Below are 19,921 nucleotides of genomic sequence, written 5' to 3'. Positions count from 1 at the left end.
GGTTCGGGGCGGACAGCTCCGCCCATACCAACTCACAACGCCCGCGGTTCGTTCGTTCGAACCGCCTCAGTTCTTCTCGATCCGGATCACCTGCGGCCGTCCGCTGATCACCTTGTCCTTCTGCACGGCGGCGAGCGCACGGCGCACGGCGTCCTCATGCGTCGCATAGGTGATCAGGATGACGGGCACGGGGACCGCCTTGCCGTTGCTGGGCGCAGCGCCGCCATTGGGATGGCGCTGCACGATCGACTCGATCGAAATCTTCTGCTCTGCGAGCCGCGTTGCGATCGCGGCCGCCGTGCCGGGGAAGTCGCGCGCGAGCAGTCGGATGTAATAGCCACCCTCATGCCGCTCCATCGGCGCCTTCTTGGTGTCGCGCAGTTGAGAGAGCGCCCGGCCGAACGGATTGGCGCGGATGCCGCGGGCAACGTCGGCGATATCGGCGACCACGGCGGATGCGGTCGCGGCACCGCCGGCGCCCGGGCCGACCAGCGTGATCGGCGGAATCCCCTCGCCGTCGATCGTGACTGCATTGGTGACGCCCATCACCTGCGCGATCGAGGAGGATTTCGGCACCATGGTGGGATGCACGCGCTGCTCGATGCCCGTCGCGGTGCGGACCGCAACGCCGAGCAGCTTGACGCGGTAACCGAGATCGGCCGCGGCGCGCAGATCTTCCGGCGCGATGGATGAGATGCCTTCGACATACACGGCGCTTTGAGCAACTTTCGTGCCGAAAGCGAGGCTGGCAAGGATCGCGAGTTTCTGCGCGGTGTCGTGGCCGTCGACGTCGAAGGACGGATCGGCCTCGGCATAGCCGAGCCGCTGCGCATCCTTCAGGCACTCGGCGAAGGACAACCCCTCCTGCTCCATCCGGGTCAGGATGTAATTGCAGGTGCCGTTGAGAATGCCGTAGACACGGTTGATGCCGGTTCCGGCAAGACCTTCGCGTAACGTCTTGATGACGGGGATCGCCGCGCCGACCGCTGCCTCGAAATTCAGCGCGCCGCCGTGCTTTTCAGCCGCCTTGGCGAGCTTGAGGCCGTGCTTGGCGAGCAGCGCCTTGTTGGCGGTGACAACCGACTTGCCGGCGTTTAGCGCGGCTTCGACCGCCGACAGCGCCGGATCGCCGGCGCCGCCCATCAGCTCGACGAAGCAATCGACCTCAGGATGGGTGGCAAGCGCCATCGGATCCTTCGCCCAGTCGACGCCGCGCAGGTCGACGCCGCGCTTCTTCGCCTTCGAGCGCGCCGTGACGGCGACGACGCGGATGCCCCGGCCGCTGCGGCCCGCGAGCACGCGCGCCTGCGTTTCGATCAAACGGACGACTTCGGCACCCACGGTGCCGAGCCCCGCTATGCCCACTTTCAGGGGTGCGACCATGATGCTTTTCGAAAACCCGTCGAAGAAGAATTAGCGCCGATTGGCGAGCGGAACGACGTTGTGCAACGTTTCGATGCCGCTTTCAAGGAAGCGGCGCACGCCGCGCGCGGCCTGCCTGATCCGTTGCTCGTTTTCCACCATGGCGATGCGGACATATCCTTCGCCATGCTCGCCGAATCCGACGCCGGGCGAGACCGCGACCCCGGACTTCTCCACCATCAGCGTGGCGAACTGCATGCTGCCCACGCTGCGGAAGGCTTCCGGCAGCGGCACCCAGGCGAACATCGAGGCCTCCGGCGGCGGGATCTCCCAGCCGGCACGGCCGAATGATTCCACCAGCGCGTCGCGGCGCTTGCGATAGGTGTCGCGCATCTCCTTGATGCAATCGTCCGGGCCGTTCAATGCGGCGGTTGCCGCGACCTGGACCGGCGTGAAGGCGCCGTAATCGAGATAGGATTTGACGCGGGCAAGCGCCGCGATCAGGCGCTCGTTGCCGACCGCAAAGCCCATGCGCCAGCCCGCCATCGAATAGGTCTTCGACATCGAGGTGAACTCGACGGTGACGTCCATCGCGCCCGGCACCTGGAGCACCGAGGGCGGCGGGTTGCTCTCGTCGAAATAGACCTCGGCATAGGCGAGATCGGACAGGATCAGGATCTCGTGCTTCTTCGCGAAGGCGACGAGGTCCTTGTAGAAGTCGAGGCTCGCGACATAGGCGGTCGGGTTCGAGGGGTAGCAGACCACGAGCGCCAGCGGCTTGGGGATCGAATGCACGATCGCCCGCTCCACCGCCTCGAAGAATTGCGGCGTCGGCTCGGAGGGAACGGAGCGGATCACCCCGCCTGCCATCAAAAAGCCGAAGGCGTGAATCGGGTAACTCGGGTTCGGACAGAGGATGACGTCGCCCGGCGCGGTGATCGCCTGCGCCACGTTGGCAAAGCCCTCCTTGGAGCCGAGCGTCGCCACGATCTGGGTGTCGGGATTGAGCTTCACACCAAAGCGGCGGGCATAATAGGCGGCCTGGGCCCTGCGCAGTCCCGGGATGCCGCGGGAGGCCGAGTAACGGTCCGTGCGCGGCTTGCCGAGCGTCTCCTTGAGCTTCTCCAGCACATGCGGCGGCGCCGGCAGGTCCGGATTGCCCATGCCGAGGTCGATGATGTCGGCGCCGGCATTCCGCGCGGCCGCCTTGGCCCGGTTGACCTGTTCGAATACGTAAGGCGGCAGGCGGCGGATGCGGTAAAATTCTTCCATGGCTCTCTGGGCTCCGGGCAACCGGTCAGGACAGAATCGACCGGCCAGAACGGCCGTTCGGAAAGGCACTCATTCCCCCACGAAACTTACTCAAATTCAAATACTTAGAGCAATATTCGGCGATGAGGACTGAAGTCGTTCGCCCTGACTCTCGGCTGAACTGAGGTCTTTTAGCACGGCAAGACGGGGGCGCCAGCGATTACCTTGCACCATCCCGCTCGCTCCGGCTCACGTCGCCGGGCCTGGCCCAAGCTTGGCGTCAAGCTCACTTAACCTCACTTGGCGTCCTTGGCAGCGACGGCCTGGCGATCGCGCGCAGCGGCGAGCTCGGCCTCGATCTTGGCGCGCTGGTCCGGCGGGATGACCGCCTGATCGCGATCCGGCGGCAGATCATGCACCGGCAGATAGCTGCCGGGCTCCCTGGGATGCGCCTGCGCATCCGCGGGTGTCATGTCCGCGAGCTGGCTCGAGCAGCCGCCCAGAACGAGCGCCGCGATCAACAGCGCGCCGCCGATCGGCAGCGTTTTTTGCAGGTCCCACAACGCCAACACTTGGGAAATCCCCTACTCGTCCCAAAGCACGGCCCCGGGCAACATTACCCAAGACCGCGCCCAAGCTCAAACCATTGCTGCCCAAATGGCGTGAGCGACAAAATAGCCCGGCGCTACCAAGCCGAGCGGTGCGGCTCGATTGTGACGGAACCGGAAAAATTTATCGCACTGCAACACATCTTCGAGAGTGTTTAACGCCAAACATGCGAGCTTCGCGGTGACGAATACGGAATGAATCGTTACTGTTCTGAGCATGACTACAGTCCCAACCGACACGCCCAAATCCGGCAGCAAGCTCGAGTCGAAATTCGATGCCGAAGCCTTCGCGATGAATGTCGCGCGGGCGATGGAGAGCGGCGGCAAGGCGCTCGCCGCCTATCTCAAGCCGCGCGAGAGCGGCGAGGTGCAGGATCGCCCGCCGGCCGAGCTGGCCGAGGTCGTCAAGACTTTCACCTCGGTCGCCCAATACTGGCTGTCGGACACGTCTCGCTCCTCCGATCTCCAGACCAAGCTTGCCAAGGATTATCTCGACCTGTGGGGCTCGGCGGCGCGCCGCATGGCCGGCCAGAGCGTGGAGCCCGCGATTGCGCCCTCGCCGCGCGACAAGCGCTTTGCCGATCCGGAATGGAAGTCGAACCAGTTCTTCGATTTCGTGATGCAGCTCTATTTGCTCACGACCAAATGGGCGCAGGAGCTGGTGCGCGATGCCGACCTCGATCCGCACACGCGTCGCAAGGCCGAGTTCTACGTCCAGCAGGTCACCAATGCGCTCTCGCCGTCCAACTTCGTACTGACCAATCCGGAGGTGCTGCGCGAGACGGTGGCGTCCAGCGGCGAGAACCTCGCGCGCGGGCTGAAGATGCTGGCCGAGGACATCGGGGCCGGCAAGGGCATGCTGAAGATCCGCCAGTCCAACCCCGACAATCTCGTCGTCGGCGTCAACATGGCGACGACGCCCGGCAAGGTGATCTACCAGAACGAGATGATGCAGCTGATCCAATATTCGCCGACCACGGAGACGGTGCTGCGCACCCCGCTCCTGATCGTGCCGCCATGGATCAACAAGTTCTACATCCTCGATCTCAAGCCGGAGAAATCCTACATCAAGTGGTGCGTCGACCAGGGCATCACCGTGTTCGTGATCTCATGGGTCAATCCCGACAAGCGGCTCGGCAACAAGAGCTGGGAAGACTACATGAAGGAAGGCCCGCTCACGGCGATGGACGTGATCGAGAAGCTCACCGGCGAGATGAAGGTGCACACCGCCGGCTATTGCGTCGGCGGCACGATGCTCGCGACCACGCTGGCCTGGCTCGCCGAGAAGCGCCGCCAGCGCGTGGCATCCGCGACGTTCTTCGCGGCGCAGGTCGACTTCACCCATGCCGGCGATCTCCTCGTCTTCGTCGACGAGGAGCAGATCGCAGCGCTGGAGCAGGACATGAAGGCGGCCGGCGTGCTCGAAGGCTCGAAGATGGCGATGGCATTCAACATGCTCCGCTCCAACGACCTGATCTGGTCCTACGTCGTCAGCAATTATCTGAAGGGCCAGCAGCCGAGCGCCTTCGACCTGTTGCACTGGAATTCCGATGCGACGCGCATGACGCAGGCGAACCACTCCTATTACCTGCGCAACTGCTATCTGGAGAACCGGCTCTCGACCGGCACGTTGGTGCTCGACAATACGCTGCTCGATCTCTCCAAGGTCAAGGTGCCCGTCTACAACCTCGCCACCCGCGAGGACCACATCGCGCCGGCGGAATCGGTGCTGTACGGCTCGCAGTTCTTCGGCGGCCCGGTGAAATACGTGCTTTCCGGCTCCGGCCATATCGCCGGCGTGGTCAATCCGCCGGCCTCGAACAAGTATCAGTATTGGACCAATGACAACATCAAGGAAGCCAACGTCGCGCAGTGGATGAAGGACGCCGTGGAGCACAAGGGCTCGTGGTGGCCGGACTGGCGCAGATGGCTGGGCGAGCTCGATCCAGAAGAGGTCCCGGCGCGCAGCGTGGGCAGCGACGAGCTGCCCCCGATCGAGGATGCGCCCGGCAGCTACGTCAGGGTTCGCGCATAGCGGACTCTGCCGCGCTCCTGTATAGACTCGCACTCAACGCAGCAGCGACGACAGAGGGGGACCGGACTATGACGCGCGAATTGTTCTGGCTGACACTGACGGTGATCCTGACCGGCATTCTCTGGGTCCCCTACATCATCAACCGCTGTCAGGTGCGCGGCCTCGGCGGCGCCATGGCCAATCCCTCGCGCAACGACAAGCCGCAGGCCGAATGGGCCAACCGCCTCATGTTCGCGCACGACAACGCGGTCGAGAACCTCGTGATCTTCGCGCCGCTGGTGCTGATCCTGAACGCGATCGACTATTCCAGCAAATGGACCGTGCTCGCCTGCGCCGTGTATTTCTGGTCCCGGGTCGCGCATCTGATCGTCTACGCGATCGGCATCCCGGTGTTCCGCACCCTCGCCTTCACCGTCGGCTTCCTCGCCCAGGCCGTGCTGGCGCTGGCGATCTTCAGAGTATTTTGACGCCCCTCCGCCGTCATTGCGCGGAGCTCTTGCGACGAAGCAATCGAGGCTACCTCCCCGCGGGAGTTCTGGATTGCTTCGCTTCGCTCGCAATGACGGAGGATGGAGTTTCGCCTACTCCTCCGGCAGGCCCAGCATCAGCCGCATGTTCTGCACGGCCGCACCCGAGGCGCCCTTGCCGAGATTGTCGAGCCGGGCGACCAGCAAGGCCTGGTGATATTTGTCGCTGGCGAAGACGTAGAGCTCGAGCATATTGGTCTCGTTCAGCGCTTCCGGCTCGAGCCGGCCGCCCTTGGTCGCCTCGTTCTGGAGCGGCATCACCTTGACGTATTTCGAGCCGGCGTACCGCTTTGCCAGCGCAGCCTGGAGATCGGCGCCGCCGGGCTTGCCGGGCAGCGCATCGAGCTGGAGCGGAACCGACACCAGCATGCCCTGCCGGTAGTTGCCGACCGAAGGAATGAAGATCGGCCGCCGCGTCAGGTTCGAATAGAGCTGCATCTCCGGCAGATGCTTGTGCTCGAAGCCGAGGCCGTAGAGCTCGAAGGACGGCGCGCTGCCGTCTTCAAAGCTCGCGATCATCGACTTGCCGCCGCCGGAATAGCCGCTCACAGCGTTGACGGTGACGGGATAGTCTGATGGCAGCAGACCGGCATCGACGATCGGCCGCAGCAGCGCGATCGCGCCGGTCGGATAGCAGCCCGGGTTGGAGACCTTTTTCGCGGCCTTGATCTTGCCGGCCTGGTCAGCCGTCAGTTCGGGGAAGCCGTAGGCCCAGTCGGGCGCGACCCGGTAGGCGGTGGAGGCGTCCAGCACCTTCGGCCCCCCGGCGCCCATGCTGTCGACGAGCGCCACGGTTTCCTTCGCGGCATCGTCGGGCAGGCAGAGGATGACGAGATCCACCTCCTCCATCAGCGCCTTCTTGGCCGCGGGGTCCTTGCGCTTGTCGTCGGCAATGGTCTTCACCGCGACATCGACTTGCAGCTTCAGCCGCTCGTTGATGCCGAGCCCGGTGGTGCCGGAGCCGCCGTCGACGAAGACGGTTGCGGGCTTCTTCGCCGCGCCGGTGGTCGGGGCTTTGGTGGTGTCAGCGAGGCTCATGGTGCGCTCCCTTCGAGCATGTTCGTGTCGTCTGCAAAAACCTGCGGCCTTGCCTGCCGCATCAAATGTGAGATCTGCTTGGCGTCGGCATCGCCGCCGCCGAGGGCATTGGCGATCGCTGCATAGTCGGCGTCGGACTTGTGCTGGTTCAGCTTGAAGCTGCCTTCAACCTCCTCGACCGTCATCACCAGTCCCACGATCGCCTTCTTCATCGTCGCCAGCCGGCCCGCCGTCATCTTCGCCGAGGTCCACGGCTTTTTCGGCAGCAGCCAGTGCTCGAACTTGTCGCTGAGCGTGTCGATCTGCACCGCCAGCTCATCGTCCGACAGCAGCCGCACCGGGCCGCTGAGATGCACCGACTGGTAGAGCCAGGTCGGCACCTGATCGGGCGAGACGTACCAGTCCGGCGACACATAGGCATCGGGACCGTTGACTGCGAGCAGCCAGGACGCATCACCGCCCGCAAGCCTTAGCAGCGGATTGTGACGGGCGACATGAAAGGCGGCCTGCGGCGTGCCGTCAGCGGCGTAGGTCAGATAGAACGGCAGCGGGGAAGCGACTGGCTTGTGGCCATCGAAGGCGCACATGGTGCCGAAGCCGCGCTCCTCGGCGAATTTCAGGCTCGCGGCGCGATCCTGCTTGAAAAAGGGTGGCGTATACATCGTGGTCTCCTGCTGGGCCTCCTCGGGGGAGCCGCCGGATCAGATCGCACTGACAGGAGAGAGCATGCCGCGGATCGGATCCAGCGGCAAAGACGATGATCTCAAACGCGATCGACCGCCCAAACCGCTGAGATGCGGCGGCGGCGACGGGCGAACAGAATGGTCGCGGCGTTGATCATGGCGCGCGGCTATAAGGCCGACAGGTTCCATCGTCAAGTGCAAATCGGTCCGGCGCGACGGCAGGATGCCGCACCGCGCGACGGCAGGATGCCGCCCAGATGTCATCGGGCTGCCGCGGAATTTCGATTAGCAATGGGGGTTCCAGAGAGAGACCGACGCGCCACACCCCCCGCCGGTCCAAGCTTTCATAACCAGCCCCAGGACAACGCCATGACCGAGATTACCCGTCGCGCAACGTTAGCCGGCGCCGCCGCCTCGGCGCTCCTGCCTTTCGTCAAGACCTCGCCCGCGCATGCCGCCGCGCCCCTGGCCGACAAGCAGAATGCGAGCTTTTATCGCTACAATGTCGGCACCCACCAGGTCACGGTGGTCTGCGACGGCGTTGCAACCGTCAATCTGACCGACAATTACGCAGCCGGCGCCAGCAAGGACGACATCAACAAGGTCTTCGCCGAACACCACCTACCGACCGACAAGGTCACCCACACGTTCAACCCTGTCGTCGTCAATACCGGACCGAAGCTCGTCGTCATCGACACCGGTCTCGGACCCGACCAGTTCGCGCAGACCAAGGGCAAGGTCGGCCAATTCCAGAACAACCTCGCGGCGGCCGGCATCGACCGCGCAACGGTCGACACCGTCGTCATCTCCCACTTCCACGGCGACCACATCAACGGCCTGCTGGCAGCCGAGAACAAGCCTGCCTTCCCGAATGCCGAGATCATGGTGCCGGCGACGGAGTGGAAGTTCTGGATGGACGACGGCGAGATGAGCAAAGGGATGGGCAATCCCATCCTCGAGAACAACTTCAAGAACATCCGCCGCGTGTTCGACGCGCTCGGCCGCAAGGTCACGCAATACGATTCCGGCAAGGAGGTCGCGCCCGGCATCACCGCGCTCGCGAGCCCCGGCCACACTCCGGGCCACACCTCCTTCGTCGTTGCATCCGGCGCGGAGAAGGTGCTGGTGCAAGTCGACATCACCGCAGGCGCGGCGTTCCTGTTCGTCAAGCATCCCGAATGGAACATTGCGTCCGATGTCGACAAGCCGCTGGCCCAGGCGACCCGGCGCAAGCTGTACGACATGGCGATCGCCGAGAAGATGCCGATCCAGGCGTTCCATGCCGCCTTCCCCGGCCTCGTCCGCGTCGAGAAGGAAAAGGATGGCTCCGGCTACCGCTGGATCCCGTCGATCTGGAACGCCTCGCTTTAGACTGGGCCCGGCGCCCCTGACCGGGCGGCCTCACCGCCCGGTCAGATCAGGCGCCAGATCCATTCCATCAGCCTCGCGATCACGTCGCCGAACAGCAGCAGCGCCGCCGACCAGATCAGCGCCGAGACGAAATTGGCGATCTGGAAGCTCCAGTAGGGCATCTCGAAGATGCCGGCCGCGAGCGGCACCGAGGCGCGCAAGGGGCCGAAAAAACGGCCGATGAAGATGCTGGGCACGCCCCAGCTCCGCACGAAGGCCTCGCCCTTGGGCAGGAGTTCCGGATAGCGCGAGAGCGGCCACATCTGGGCGACCCTCTCCTTGTAGCGGAAGCCGAACCAGTAGGAGACCCAGTCGCCCAGCGCCGCACCGAGGCCGCCGGCGATCCAGACCGGAAAGAAGTCGATGCCGCTCGCCCCAATCAGCGCACCGATCCCCACCAGCGCGCCCCAGGCCGGTACCAGCAGCGAGATGAAGGCCAGCGACTCTCCGAAGGCGAGCACGAACACGATGGGAGCCGCCCAGGCCTGATGAGCGCGCACGAAGTCGGCCAGGGCGTGCGCATACTGCTCCATTCCAGATTAGCCTTCCCGCCCTCTCAAGGTGCTGCTCGATGAAAAGGACTGGTAAGCCAAGGGCTTGTGTGACATCAAGTCACAAAGCTCCGTCCCGGGTGGGCCGGGACGTCAAATTGCCGGGAATTGGCAGGAGTGCGGCGTAAAATCGCCGGGATTGGCTCTCAACCCCACCACGCCGGCCCGCCCTGCGGTAACCTTTCCAAGCCAGAAGTGGCATAGTCGGCCTGACCGATTCGCCGCAAATGCGGCCCTCAAAACGCATCAAGATATATGTCCAAGCAGTTGAAAACCAAAGCGAAAAACGACCTGTTCGGCGCCGACGAGCAAAAGTCCCCCGCGCCCGCCGCCAAGTCAGCCTCGCGCGGAAGCGGCGGAGAAGCCGACTACACGGCCGCCGACATCGAGGTGCTCGAAGGCCTGGAACCGGTGCGGCGCCGGCCCGGCATGTATATCGGCGGCACCGATGAGAAGGCGCTGCATCACCTCTTCGCCGAAGTCATCGACAACTCCATGGACGAGGCGCTGGCGGGGCACGCGACGTTCATCGGTGTGGAGTTGAGCGCGGACGGGTTCCTGACCGTGACCGACAACGGCCGCGGCATCCCGATCGATCCGCATCCGAAATTCCCGAAGAAGTCGGCGCTCGAAGTCATCATGTGCACGCTGCATTCGGGCGGCAAGTTCGACTCCAAGGTCTACGAAACCTCGGGCGGTCTGCACGGCGTCGGCATCTCCGTGGTGAACGCCCTCTCCTCGCGTCTCGAGGTCGAGGTCGCGCGCGGCCAGAAGCTGCATCGCATGACGTTCGAGCGCGGCCATCCCAAGGGCAAGCTCGAAGATCTCGGCAAGGTCAACAACCGCCGCGGCACGCGGGTGCGCTTCAAGCCCGACACCGACATCTTCGGCGCCAAGGCCGCGTTCAAGCCGCAGCGCCTGTTCAAGATGACGCGGTCGAAGGCCTACCTGTTCGGCGGCGTCGAGATCCGCTGGAATTGCGCGCCCGAGCTGCTCAAGGGCGTCGAGGACGTGCCCGCGGAGGCGACGTTCCACTTCCCCGGCGGTCTCAAGGATTATCTCGCCGCGGCCATCCACGCCGACACGCTGGTGCATCCCGACATCTTCTCGGGCAAATCGGGGCGCAACGGCGCGCACGGCGCCTGCGAATGGGCGGTGGCCTGGACCGCGGATGCGGACGGCTTCCTCTCGTCCTACACCAACACCGTGCCCACGCCCGACGGCGGCACGCACGAATCCGGCCTGCGGAGCGCGCTGCTGCGCGGTCTGAAGGACCACGCCGAACGCGTCGGCCAGGGCAAGCGCGCCTCGTCCATCACGTCGGAAGACGTGATGGTGGGTGCGGCCGTGATGCTCTCGGTGTTCGTGCGCGAGCCTGAATTCCAGGGCCAGACCAAGGATCGTCTCGCCACCGCCGAAGCGCAGCGCATCGTCGAGCAGGCGATGAAGGATCCGTTCGACCATTGGCTGTCGGGTAATCCGAACCAGGCCAACAGGCTGCTCGACTTCGTGATCGATCGCGCCGAGGAGCGGCTGCGCCGCCGCCAGGAAAAAGAGACGGCGCGCAAGACGGCCGGCAAGAAGCTGCGCCTGCCCGGCAAGCTCGCCGACTGCACCGACGCGGGCACCGAAGGCTCCGAGCTCTTCATCGTCGAGGGCGACTCGGCCGGCGGCAGCGCCAAGCAGGCGCGCGACCGCAAAACCCAGGCGGTGCTGCCGCTGCGCGGCAAGATCCTCAACGTGGCCTCCGCCGGCAAGGACAAGCTGACGGCCAATGCCCAGCTCTCCGATCTCGTGCAGGCGATCGGCTGCGGCCAGCTCGCGCATTACCGCGAAGAGGATCTGCGCTATCAGCGCATCATCATCATGACCGACGCGGACGTCGACGGCGCCCACATCGCCTCACTCCTGATCACCTTCTTCTACCGGCAGATGCCGCGGCTGATCGACGAGGGCCACCTCTTCCTCGCTGTGCCACCGCTCTACAAGCTGACGCATGGCTCGAAGTCGGTCTACGCCCGCGACGACGCCCACAAGGAGGCGCTGCTCAAGAGCGAGTTCAACGCCAACGCCAAGGTCGAGGTGAACCGCTTCAAAGGCCTCGGCGAGATGATGCCGGCGCAGCTCAAGGAAACCACAATGGACCCGAGCAGGCGAACGCTGCTCAAGGTGGTGTTGCTCGCCGACGACCGCGACACGACGGCGGATTCGGTGGAGCGGTTGATGGGCACCAAGGCCGAGGCTCGGTTCACCTTCATCTCGGACAAGGCCGAATTTGCCAGCGAGGAGCTGCTGGACGTCTGAGCCGCCTGGCCTTCCGCTTCCAGCCTCGGGCGCTGCCGCGTCCCATCAAGAGCCCCGGCCCGACCGCCGGGGCTCTTTCGTTTTTGAGGACCACAAAGCTCTTGCCGATGATTCTCCGACGGCCCGCGCTCCGGGGGACGCTGATCGATTCTCCGCGCTCGCAGCGACTCGGCCAGCGACTCACGGGGGCGAAAGCTAAGGCAGGGGCGCCTCCATTTCGGACAATGCCGCATTTGCTAACGAGAGGTTACCAAAAACCAACCTGCAGTGAACGGCATAACACATTGATAATTCGTCACTATTCTCGATTTCGGCAATAGCGACCCGGACCGCTGCGACCGGGCGTTTTCCGGCGACTGTGCCTGCCCTGCAACAGCATTTCGGCGAGAACCATCTATAGTCCGGACATCAGATGACACGTACTTCAGCGCGCTCGCGCCCACGACGACAGACCAAGGTTGGGGATTTTGAAATGAAGAAGACTTTGCTCGCTCTGACCGCGGTTGCGGCGATGACCGGTTCGGCCTCGGCCGCTGACCTTGGCGCCCGCCCCTACGTGAAGGCCCCGGCTCCCGCGCCGGTTGCCAACTGGACTGGCTTCTACGTGTTCGGCGGCGGCGGCGGCGGCCTCTCGAATGCCGACCAGAGCCTCGTGGATACGGCCACCGGCATCCCGCTGACGATCACGCAGCGCCAGGGCGGCTCCGGCTGGTTCGGCACCGTCGGCGCCGGTTACGATTGGCAGTTCAGCGGCACCTGGGTCGCCGGTGTGTTCGCCGACGGTCAGTTCGGCAGCATCCGGTCCACCATCCAGGACCCGATCTTCAACCTCACTGGCAGCCAGAAGCTGGAAACCTCTTGGGCCGCTGGTATCCGCCTCGGCTGGCTGGTCGCCCCGAACGTTCTCTCCTACGTCAACGGCGGTTACTCCGGCGCTCACTTCGGCCGCACCAACCTCACCGATCTCGCCGGCGTGCCTGCCGGTGTTCACCTCAATGGTTATGATCGCCACGGCTGGTTCGTCGGCGGCGGTGTCGAGAACAGCCTGAACATCTTCGGCATCGCTTCGCCGGGCTGGTTCATGAAGACCGAGTACCGTTCGGCCTTCTACGACCAGAAGACTCAGTCCATTAACACTGATATCGGCGACCTCCCGACCATCAACAGCGTCCGCGCCAACAGCTGGAACCAGACGATCTCGACCTCGCTGGTCTACCGCTTCAACTGGACCGGCCCGGCTGTCGGTCGCTACTGATCGAACCTTAGGTCAAACGTCAAAGCCCCGGCATCGCCGGGGCTTTTTCGTTATGAGGCCCCGCGGCTGATGCCGGCCTACGACACCTCGTCTGCATCGGTGAACGGGATTCGATCACCGCCAATCGGCCTCGCAGCCTCGACGGCCTCCAGAGACGCCCGCCCCTCCCCGCCGGCAGCTTGTGCCGGTGCACCATTGTGTCCGCACCGAAGCTACGGTTACTGTGGCGCCAAGTTTTCGCGATCCGCGGTATCGTTCATGCCGCATCGCGACAGAAGCGGACCGATGGGAGGAATGCATGCGCGCAGATTTCTGCTTGTAGCAGGGCTGTTTGCGACTGCCATCGGGCTGCTCTGGATCGGACAGGGAACCGGCACGGTTGCCTGGCCGCGATCGAGCTTCATGGTCGACCAGCTGCAATGGGCAGGCTATGGCGCAGCCATGGCCGGTTTCGGGCTGGTGCTGATCTGGCAGAGCAACCAATAGAAGAAACCAGGGAATAAGAACATGACATCGAACCGGTTCGATCTCCGCGGCAAGGTCGCGATCGTCACGGGAGGCAATGGCGGAATCGGGCTCGGCCTGGCGCACGGACTCGCCGACGCCGGCGCCGATATCGCCGTGGTCGGACGCAACGAGACCAAGTCCGCCGCCGCCGTGGCCGATCTCAGGCAGCGCGGCGTGAAGGCGATCGCCATCACCACCGACGTCACCGACAAGGCCGCGGTTGCGGCCATGATCGACCGTGTCGTGCGGGATCTCGGCCGGATCGACATCCTGATCAACAACGCAGGCATGAGCATCCGCAAGCCCCCGCACGAGCTCGAGCTCGACGAGTGGAACAAGGTGATCGACACCAACCTCACCAGCGCCTTCGTGTGCTCAAAGCTGGCCTATCCGGCGCTGAAGGCCTCCGGCAACGGCAAGGTGATCAATATCGGCTCGATGATGTCGATCTTCGGCGCGAGCTTCGCGACCGCCTATGCGGCGAGCAAGGGCGGCATCGTGCAGTACACGCGCGCCTGCGCCAACGCCTGGGCACCCGACAACATTCAGGTCAACGCCATCCTGCCGGGCTGGATCGACACCGATCTCACCCGCGGCGCGCGGCAGCAGGTGTCCGGTCTGCACGAGCGCGTGCTGGCGCGCACGCCCGCGGGGCGTTGGGGCGACATCGACGACTTCGCCGGCATCGCCGTGTTCCTCGCCTCGCCCGCGTCGAACTTCGTCACGGGCACCGCGATTCCCGTCGATGGCGGCTTCTCGGTCATGGCCTGAGGCAGACCTGCACCACAGGGCTGCGCCGCAAGACAACACTGCACGCAAAAAGGAAGCCCCGGTGGAAGCCGGGGCTTTTGAATTTGGCAGTGATCGTTTTTGCTTGGTCGTTCGTTGACGTGCTCAGTAGCGGGAGATGGCCGGCGCGTCGAACTTGTAGCTCGCGCGCACGACGGCCCACTGGATGTCACGCGGCTTGGTATCGAAGGTGTAGTTACCCGAGATGCCGCCGAGCTGATAGGTCTGGCTGGCGAAGGCCGCGTAATTGTATTCGAGGCCGACGATCCAGTTGCGGGTGATGCCGTATTCCCAGCCGGCGCCGACGGTCCAGCCGTTGTGCCAATGGGTCTGGCCGCCGGAGCCCGTCGTCGGGTTCGCCACGTTGTCGATCACCGACAGACGATTGTTCACGCCGGCATAGCCGCCCTTGATGTAGAACAGGTTGTTCTGCACCGCGAAGCCCGCACGGCCGACGATCGTCGCGAGCACATTGGCGCGCCAGCTGAATTGATCGTCGAGGCCGACGCCAAACACTGTGTTCGTGAACGAGCCCTTGTTGTCGAGGCCGGAGATCGTGCCTTCCATGCCGAACACGTAATTGTTGGCCTGCCAGTTGTAGCCGATCTGGGCGCCGCCCATGATGCCCGACTTGCGGTGACGGAAGCCTTCGCCCGGCGAAAGGTCGCCGAACGGCGCGCCGGTCCCGTTGTTGATGAACTGCTCGTTGGTCCACGCGCCACCGATATGGCCGCCGACATAGAAACCGGTCCAGTTGAACAGCGGCTCGACATAGGCAGGCGCCTTTGTGTAACGCGCGCCGAGATCGGCGGCGGAAGCAGCGCCGGTCGAAACCAGAGCGGTCGTGCAGGCGAAGGCGGCAATCAATTTATTACGCATGGTACACCCCGTGTCCTCAGATGGGCGCACGGTCACAGAGGGCTCTTACTAAAATTGAAATCAACACGGTTAACGCGACGGATCGGCGCGCAGCGATTCCTGAATCCGTTCGCGCTGTTGCGCGCACGCAACGCATCGCACGCAATTTAACGCGACGTTATCCCTGGGTAAGTCTCGCGCTACGAAGACGACGCAGCTTTCGACTGCACGTGCTCGGGCCGCACGCCGAGCGCAAGCAGGCGGGCCGGTATGCCCTGGAGCCACGGCAGCGCGGTGATCAGGCGCACGATCAGGGGCACCTTCAACGGTCGGTCACCGCCCTGCAAGGCGCCGCTGATGATGTTGTTCTGCACGACGACCTGCATTCGCTGCGTCATCTTCACCGGGAATTCGCGCCGGCGCCGCACGGCGTCGAGCTCATCCTCCGATGGGCAACCGTGCTGCAGCTTGTCCGCCAACAGGTTTGCGGTCGCGACCGCGTCCTGCACCGCCAGATTGACGCCGACGCCGCCGATCGGCGACATCGCATGCGCGGCATCGCCGATGCACAGCAGGCCCGGCCGCGTCCAGCGCGTCAGGCGGTTGATCGCGACGGTGAGCAGCTTGATGTCGTCAAAGCTCTTCACCTCCGCGATGCCCGATCGAAGGATCGGCGCCATGCGCACGACGTCGTCGAGCAGCGCTGCCAGCCCCCTCGCCTTCACCGCATCATGCTGCCCCTTGGCGATGACATAGGCGCATTGCCAATAGTCGCCGCGGTCGAAGGTGATCATCATCTTGCCGGGCTCGACCCGCGCGAACACGTTCTCGGTTTCGTCGGGTCTGCGGCCGGCGCGGAACCACAGCACGTCCATCGGTGCGCCGATCTCCTCGACCTCGAGGCCGGCGCGCTCGCGCACCGTCGAATGCCGGCCGTCACAGGCAATGGTGAGGTCGGCCTCGATGTCGATGATGCCGTCGGGCGTCTTCGCCCGCACGCCGGCGATCGTCTCGCCGCGGCGGATCAGATCGATCGCCTCCGTGCTCATCATCACCTTGAGCGAGGCAAAGCGTCGGCCGGCCTCACGCAGATAGTTCAGGAAGTCCCATTGCGGCATGAAGGCGATGAAAGGGTACTTGGTATGGAGCCGGCTGAGATCGGCGATGCGCACCGGCGTGCCGCCGAACAGGCCGTCCATCTTCTGCAAGCGCTGGTGCGGCAGCTTCAGGAAGCCGTCGATCAGGCCGAGCTCGTCCATCACCTCAAGCGTCGAGGGATGCACGGTGTCGCCGCGGAAATCGCGAAAGAAATCCGCATGCCTCTCCAGCACCACGACATCGATGCCGGCGCGCCCCAGGAGATAGCCGAGCATCATGCCGGCTGGCCCACCGCCGACGATGCAGCAGCGGACCTTCATGGCACTGTCAGATTGTTGGTCGGACGTCATTGCAGCCGCGATCCGCCTGTGATTGTCGATCGAGATATGGCGGACGATACTAGCGTGATTCAGGTCGAAGGCAGTCTCAATTTGCGGCAAGGCCCCCGGTTCGCAGCAGCCCAGGGCCGCAAGACAGCAAGAGGCCCGCAGAGCGCGGGCCTCGCCTGAAGACGGACCAGATTATTTCTGATCCTCGTTGCTGGTCCCGGTGCCCGGACTGCCGATCGGCAACCCATTGGGAGCATGGCCAACACCCATGTTTCGCTCGGCTTGCGCTGCTGATGGAGTCTTGCCGGCGGTAGTTGGCGTTTGAGCGTTCGAATTGATCGGGCCGGTATTGGTGCTGGTGTTCACGTTGGAGCCCGTTGTCGTACCACGTATCCCCATGCCGGAAGGACCCGACGGCCCGGAATTGGCGCTGCTGGACGACGTGCCCATTCCGGCACCCGATGAGCCCGCAGATCCCGCGCTGCCGCCACCGGTACCCGTCCCTGCACCCGCCGCCGCGCCCGCACCCGCGCCACCTCCTGCACCACCGCCGCCTCCGCCACCACCGCCCCCTTGAGCAAAGGCAGCGGTCGAAAGAGCCGCACAAGCGATGGTCACGAGGATGGAGTTGCGGATCATGGGTTGCCTCCCTGGTTTGGTGGACAATCCAAGTCAGAAGGAGTTGTTCCTTCTCCAGCGGCGAACGAACGCCTGCTCTTCTTGGGAGAACGAACAAGCCTTCAATCGGACGGCGCTCAAGCCGTCGGCGCAGCGGATCGTTGACGACTACAACGCCTTCAGCGCGTACGAACGAAGGCGGTTGCTCGACACCTCGGATGCAATCTGGCTGTCGAGCTCAGGCACTCTGCCGAATGGCCAACGTCACGACAGTGAGGACGACGACCACCGGGACCGAACGCAACCGATCGCATGGCCTCGGAGATCGCAGGCCGCGCGGTCGGCGCACTGGAAGCAAGAGTGCTTTCGCGGCATGGCCAACGCGCTCCCCCTTGAGCTTCGCGCGCGCTGATCGTCTGGCCGGTTCGATACCCGTCCACGTCCGGTCAGGTGTCTGGCAAGTGCGGAATGCCCCGCCAGCAAAAGGCCCCAACTCCAGGGGTAGAGAGTCGGGGCCTGCTCAAGCTACCTTGGGGGGAAGGCAGCCGATTTGCCCTTGGGGATGGGCATCGGGAAACTTGCTAAGTCACGGAGCGTTCCAGCGTGCCGCTGTCGCTACCGATTCAGCGGCCTATGTCGGTCTTCCCGTTGGGGCTTCCATCACCCCCGCCGTTGCCCTTGCCATTGTTGCCTTTGTAGATCGCGCCTCCACCGGAGTGCGCAATCGCACCCGATGTGAGGGAGGTGGACAGCAGAACGGCCAGGGTTGGAGGAGTCACGGCCGCGAACTTTCCACAGGTCTTCAGGAATTCGCGACGGTCATCATCTGATGCTGACATGGCGGCCTCCAGTAGCGAGTCGGAATGCGATATTAAAATCCTTAAATGCATTAAATGAATTAAAATATGTTAATGGGAATTTTCACAAACTGTTGCTGCGGCACTTCCCGGACCCACGGTTCATAACGGCAACGCGCCTTGCGTCGACTGACAGACGAGGCAGCCGCGGCCGCGGAACCTCAATTATTGCTGCGGTTGGCGCTGCGAAAGCTTTTGATCTCGGAGACGCTGCCGTCGCGATAGGTCAGCTCCACCGACACGGTCTGCGTGCTTGGTGCGAGCTTCATGTAGAGCGGCATGCCGGCGCTGACCGCGCTGGGGTCGCGCATGTCGCAGGGCGGCATCTTCAGCACCTGGTTGGGCACGGCGCTGTCGATGCCGATGCGGACCTCACGGATGGCGCAGCGGTAGGACACGAGATGGGTGTAGTAGACCAGCAGGCCGTTGAACTCGCGGAACGACAGCCAGCTCGTCGCGGTCATGTCGAGGATCTTGCGCTGGTCGCGGATCAGCGCGGCCTCGGGATCGAACCTGATCGGGAACGGGCCCTGCATGTCGCCGGACTGGTCGACATAGCGGACCTCGATGGTGCCGGCCGCAGCATCCGGCGGCAATTCGATCGACGGATTCGGCATCCGCTTGCGCGTGCGCGGATCGAGCGTGTCGATGAAGCCGGTCTCGCGGAACTCACTCTTGCCGGCCATGCGCCAGGAAATGCCGAGCGTCGGGTCGGCGAAGGAGAACACCACGCTCCAGCCGCCATTGTGCCGCGAGAAGCTCGCGATCGGCGCGTTGGTGGCCTCCTCCTTCGGGAGCTGCGGCACGGAGACCGGCGGCAGCGCCGCGAGCTTCGTGGGCGGCGGATCGTCGGACCTCGCGACCGCATCCTTGGCGAGGCCGCCGAGGAACACGTCGTCGACCATCTGGTCGAAATAGACGGGCACCTGCCTGTGCTTCACGGTATCGGCCAGCTCGCTGACGGCGCGGCGGGTGCGCTGCGCCACCTGCACGAGGTTCTCGCCGGGCTTGAGCAGCTCCTTGGCGAAGGTGCGCGTGAACACCGAGTTGGGATTGGCGTCGTCGTTGGACAGGCGATCGAGCGCGGTCTGGCGGGGCCCTGCCGAGAACACCGAGAACACGCCTTCGGGCAATTGCGTCATCGGCGCAAGCCCGCCGCCGCCGGCGACCGCACGGGTGCCCTTGCGCTCGAACGGATTGTTGCGGCAGGCGTCGAACACCAGGATCGAGGTCCGCGCTTTCTTGTTCTGGAGGCGCTCGACGATGCGGTCGGCGAGGATCGAGGCGTCTCGCACCAGCTCTTCCTGTCCTTCGGTCGCCGCCGGCACATCGGTCGGCAGCAGATAGTTCTGGCCCATGATCTCGAAGCCGTGGCCGGCATAGAAGAAGAACGCGGTATCGCCGGGCTCGATCGCCTTGTCGAAGGCGAGCAGCGTCTCGGAGAATTGCTGCCGGTTCTGGTTCTCGGCGAGCATCACCGAGAAGCCGAGCTGCCTCAGCGTATCGCCCATGGTGCGGGCGTCGTTGACCGCCTTGAGCAGTTTCGGCACGTTCCTGTAATCGTTGTTGCCGACGACGAGCGCGACGCGCTTTTCGGCATGTGCGGGAACCGCGAAGCCGCTCAGGCCCGCCGCGAGGCCAAGGGCCGCCAGAATTCTGAAAAGCCGACGCGTCATCGCAATCATATCCCGTTGCATGGCGGCCCATGCTGGTCCCTCGAACGATCGTTCATGGAACCCCTGCCGCTGTGTGATAGTCGAGCCAAGCGCAAGGACGGTTCAAGAGCCTTTCGTTCCCGGATACCATCAATGACCTATGGCAGAGTCCGGCGGAATCTGCTT

General features: G+C 64.3%; 18 protein-coding genes. 8 read left to right on the top strand and 10 right to left on the bottom strand.

Annotation, left to right across the window (positions count from 1 at the left end; all coding sequences use genetic code 11):
• Positions 1 to 66: 66 nt before the first annotated feature.
• From HAP40_RS18730 to HAP40_RS18720, 3 genes are all read right to left on the bottom strand, one after another.
• A complete protein-coding gene (locus tag HAP40_RS18730) occupies positions 67 to 1,383 on the bottom strand; it encodes a homoserine dehydrogenase (protein ID WP_166816418.1) in 1,317 nt (438 codons plus the stop codon).
• A gap of 30 nt (positions 1,384 to 1,413) precedes the next feature.
• On the bottom strand, positions 1,414 to 2,634 hold the full coding sequence (locus HAP40_RS18725) for an LL-diaminopimelate aminotransferase (RefSeq protein WP_166816419.1): 1,221 nt from the start codon (positions 2,632 to 2,634) through the stop codon (positions 1,414 to 1,416).
• A gap of 275 nt (positions 2,635 to 2,909) precedes the next feature.
• Positions 2,910 to 3,185: a hypothetical protein gene (locus HAP40_RS18720; protein WP_166816420.1), complete on the bottom strand. Its 276-nt coding sequence runs from the start codon at positions 3,183 to 3,185 to the stop codon at positions 2,910 to 2,912.
• A 253-nt stretch (positions 3,186 to 3,438) separates the two neighbouring features.
• Between HAP40_RS18720 and HAP40_RS18715 the strand changes: the two genes are divergently transcribed.
• Both HAP40_RS18715 and HAP40_RS18710 read left to right on the top strand, forming a co-directional pair.
• Entirely contained in the window at positions 3,439 to 5,256 is a 1,818-nt protein-coding gene (locus tag HAP40_RS18715) for a PHA/PHB synthase family protein (RefSeq protein ID WP_166816421.1), read from the top strand.
• A 68-nt stretch (positions 5,257 to 5,324) separates the two neighbouring features.
• Entirely contained in the window at positions 5,325 to 5,723 is a 399-nt protein-coding gene (locus tag HAP40_RS18710) for an MAPEG family protein (protein ID WP_166816422.1), read from the top strand.
• 114 nt (positions 5,724 to 5,837) lie between these two features.
• Here the strand turns inward: HAP40_RS18710 and argC are convergent, their stop codons facing one another.
• On the bottom strand, positions 5,838 to 6,821 hold the full coding sequence (argC, locus tag HAP40_RS18705; RefSeq protein WP_166816423.1) for an N-acetyl-gamma-glutamyl-phosphate reductase: 984 nt from the start codon (positions 6,819 to 6,821) through the stop codon (positions 5,838 to 5,840).
• Positions 6,818 to 7,483 (bottom strand): FMN-binding negative transcriptional regulator, encoded by a 666-nt coding sequence (locus HAP40_RS18700; RefSeq protein WP_166816424.1) that lies wholly within the window; start codon positions 7,481 to 7,483, stop codon positions 6,818 to 6,820. Before HAP40_RS18700 ends, argC begins: the two co-directional genes overlap by 4 nt.
• A 390-nt stretch (positions 7,484 to 7,873) precedes the next feature.
• On the opposite strand from HAP40_RS18700, the gene HAP40_RS18695 reads away from it, so the two are divergent.
• Positions 7,874 to 8,875, top strand: coding sequence for an MBL fold metallo-hydrolase (locus tag HAP40_RS18695; protein ID WP_166816425.1), 1,002 nt, complete (start codon positions 7,874 to 7,876; stop codon positions 8,873 to 8,875).
• A 41-nt stretch (positions 8,876 to 8,916) separates the two neighbouring features.
• Here the strand turns inward: HAP40_RS18695 and HAP40_RS18690 are convergent, their stop codons facing one another.
• Positions 8,917 to 9,447: a DedA family protein gene (locus HAP40_RS18690; RefSeq protein ID WP_166816426.1), complete on the bottom strand. Its 531-nt coding sequence runs from the start codon at positions 9,445 to 9,447 to the stop codon at positions 8,917 to 8,919.
• Between the two features lie 273 nt (positions 9,448 to 9,720).
• Between HAP40_RS18690 and parE the strand changes: the two genes are divergently transcribed.
• From parE to HAP40_RS18670, 4 genes are all read left to right on the top strand, one after another.
• A complete protein-coding gene (gene parE, locus HAP40_RS18685) occupies positions 9,721 to 11,769 on the top strand; it encodes a DNA topoisomerase IV subunit B (RefSeq protein WP_166816427.1) in 2,049 nt (682 codons plus the stop codon).
• 472 nt (positions 11,770 to 12,241) lie between these two features.
• Entirely contained in the window at positions 12,242 to 13,024 is a 783-nt protein-coding gene (locus tag HAP40_RS18680; protein WP_166816428.1) for an outer membrane protein, read from the top strand.
• Between the two features lie 294 nt (positions 13,025 to 13,318).
• A complete protein-coding gene (locus HAP40_RS18675; protein ID WP_166816429.1) occupies positions 13,319 to 13,510 on the top strand; it encodes a hypothetical protein in 192 nt (63 codons plus the stop codon).
• 21 nt (positions 13,511 to 13,531) lie between these two features.
• Positions 13,532 to 14,302 carry an SDR family NAD(P)-dependent oxidoreductase gene (locus HAP40_RS18670; protein WP_166816430.1) on the top strand — a complete coding sequence of 257 codons (771 nt, stop codon included), beginning with the start codon at positions 13,532 to 13,534 and terminating at the stop codon, positions 14,300 to 14,302.
• A gap of 123 nt (positions 14,303 to 14,425) precedes the next feature.
• Here HAP40_RS18670 and HAP40_RS18665 read toward each other — a convergent pair whose 3' ends face one another.
• Together HAP40_RS18665 and HAP40_RS18660 are read right to left on the bottom strand one after the other, a co-directional pair.
• Positions 14,426 to 15,199 carry an outer membrane protein gene (locus HAP40_RS18665; RefSeq protein ID WP_166816431.1) on the bottom strand — a complete coding sequence of 258 codons (774 nt, stop codon included), beginning with the start codon at positions 15,197 to 15,199 and terminating at the stop codon, positions 14,426 to 14,428.
• Between the two features lie 179 nt (positions 15,200 to 15,378).
• Complete coding sequence (locus HAP40_RS18660; RefSeq protein ID WP_208024938.1) at positions 15,379 to 16,626, bottom strand: FAD-dependent oxidoreductase; 1,248 nt, start codon at positions 16,624 to 16,626, stop codon at positions 15,379 to 15,381.
• Between the two features lie 601 nt (positions 16,627 to 17,227).
• Here HAP40_RS18660 and HAP40_RS18655 point away from each other — a divergent pair.
• Positions 17,228 to 17,635, top strand: coding sequence for a hypothetical protein (locus tag HAP40_RS18655; protein WP_166816432.1), 408 nt, complete (start codon positions 17,228 to 17,230; stop codon positions 17,633 to 17,635).
• Between the two features lie 211 nt (positions 17,636 to 17,846).
• Here the strand turns inward: HAP40_RS18655 and HAP40_RS18650 are convergent, their stop codons facing one another.
• On the bottom strand, positions 17,847 to 18,062 hold the full coding sequence (locus HAP40_RS18650; protein ID WP_166816433.1) for a hypothetical protein: 216 nt from the start codon (positions 18,060 to 18,062) through the stop codon (positions 17,847 to 17,849).
• Positions 18,063 to 18,241: 179 nt separating this feature from the next.
• Positions 18,242 to 19,756 (bottom strand): caspase family protein, encoded by a 1,515-nt coding sequence (locus HAP40_RS18645; protein WP_166816434.1) that lies wholly within the window; start codon positions 19,754 to 19,756, stop codon positions 18,242 to 18,244.
• Positions 19,757 to 19,921 lie beyond the last annotated feature (165 nt).

Source organism: Bradyrhizobium sp. 1(2017) (assembly GCF_011602485.2).
In the GTDB taxonomy this organism is placed as follows: domain Bacteria; phylum Pseudomonadota; class Alphaproteobacteria; order Rhizobiales; family Xanthobacteraceae; genus Bradyrhizobium.
This window is presented reverse-complemented; position numbering and strand designations above follow the sequence as displayed.

Bases quoted from the DNA above. Each gene is read 5' to 3' on its own strand.
- HAP40_RS18730 (WP_166816418.1), bottom strand. From the start codon at position 1,383: ATGGTCGCACCCCTGAAAGTGGGCATAGCGGGGCTCGGCACCGTGGGT.
- HAP40_RS18725 (WP_166816419.1), bottom strand. From the start codon at position 2,634: ATGGAAGAATTTTACCGCATCCGCCGCCTGCCGCCTTACGTATTCGAA.
- HAP40_RS18715 (WP_166816421.1), top strand. From the start codon at position 3,439: ATGACTACAGTCCCAACCGACACGCCCAAATCCGGCAGCAAGCTCGAG.
- HAP40_RS18710 (WP_166816422.1), top strand. From the start codon at position 5,325: ATGACGCGCGAATTGTTCTGGCTGACACTGACGGTGATCCTGACCGGC.
- argC (WP_166816423.1), bottom strand. From the start codon at position 6,821: ATGAGCCTCGCTGACACCACCAAAGCCCCGACCACCGGCGCGGCGAAG.
- HAP40_RS18700 (WP_166816424.1), bottom strand. From the start codon at position 7,483: ATGTATACGCCACCCTTTTTCAAGCAGGATCGCGCCGCGAGCCTGAAA.
- HAP40_RS18695 (WP_166816425.1), top strand. From the start codon at position 7,874: ATGACCGAGATTACCCGTCGCGCAACGTTAGCCGGCGCCGCCGCCTCG.
- HAP40_RS18690 (WP_166816426.1), bottom strand. From the start codon at position 9,447: ATGGAGCAGTATGCGCACGCCCTGGCCGACTTCGTGCGCGCTCATCAG.
- parE (WP_166816427.1), top strand. From the start codon at position 9,721: ATGTCCAAGCAGTTGAAAACCAAAGCGAAAAACGACCTGTTCGGCGCC.
- HAP40_RS18680 (WP_166816428.1), top strand. From the start codon at position 12,242: ATGAAGAAGACTTTGCTCGCTCTGACCGCGGTTGCGGCGATGACCGGT.
- HAP40_RS18675 (WP_166816429.1), top strand. From the start codon at position 13,319: ATGCATGCGCGCAGATTTCTGCTTGTAGCAGGGCTGTTTGCGACTGCC.
- HAP40_RS18670 (WP_166816430.1), top strand. From the start codon at position 13,532: ATGACATCGAACCGGTTCGATCTCCGCGGCAAGGTCGCGATCGTCACG.
- HAP40_RS18665 (WP_166816431.1), bottom strand. From the start codon at position 15,199: ATGCGTAATAAATTGATTGCCGCCTTCGCCTGCACGACCGCTCTGGTT.
- HAP40_RS18660 (WP_208024938.1), bottom strand. From the start codon at position 16,626: ATGACGTCCGACCAACAATCTGACAGTGCCATGAAGGTCCGCTGCTGC.
- HAP40_RS18655 (WP_166816432.1), top strand. From the start codon at position 17,228: ATGGAGTTGCGGATCATGGGTTGCCTCCCTGGTTTGGTGGACAATCCA.
- HAP40_RS18650 (WP_166816433.1), bottom strand. From the start codon at position 18,062: ATGTCAGCATCAGATGATGACCGTCGCGAATTCCTGAAGACCTGTGGA.
- HAP40_RS18645 (WP_166816434.1), bottom strand. From the start codon at position 19,756: ATGACGCGTCGGCTTTTCAGAATTCTGGCGGCCCTTGGCCTCGCGGCG.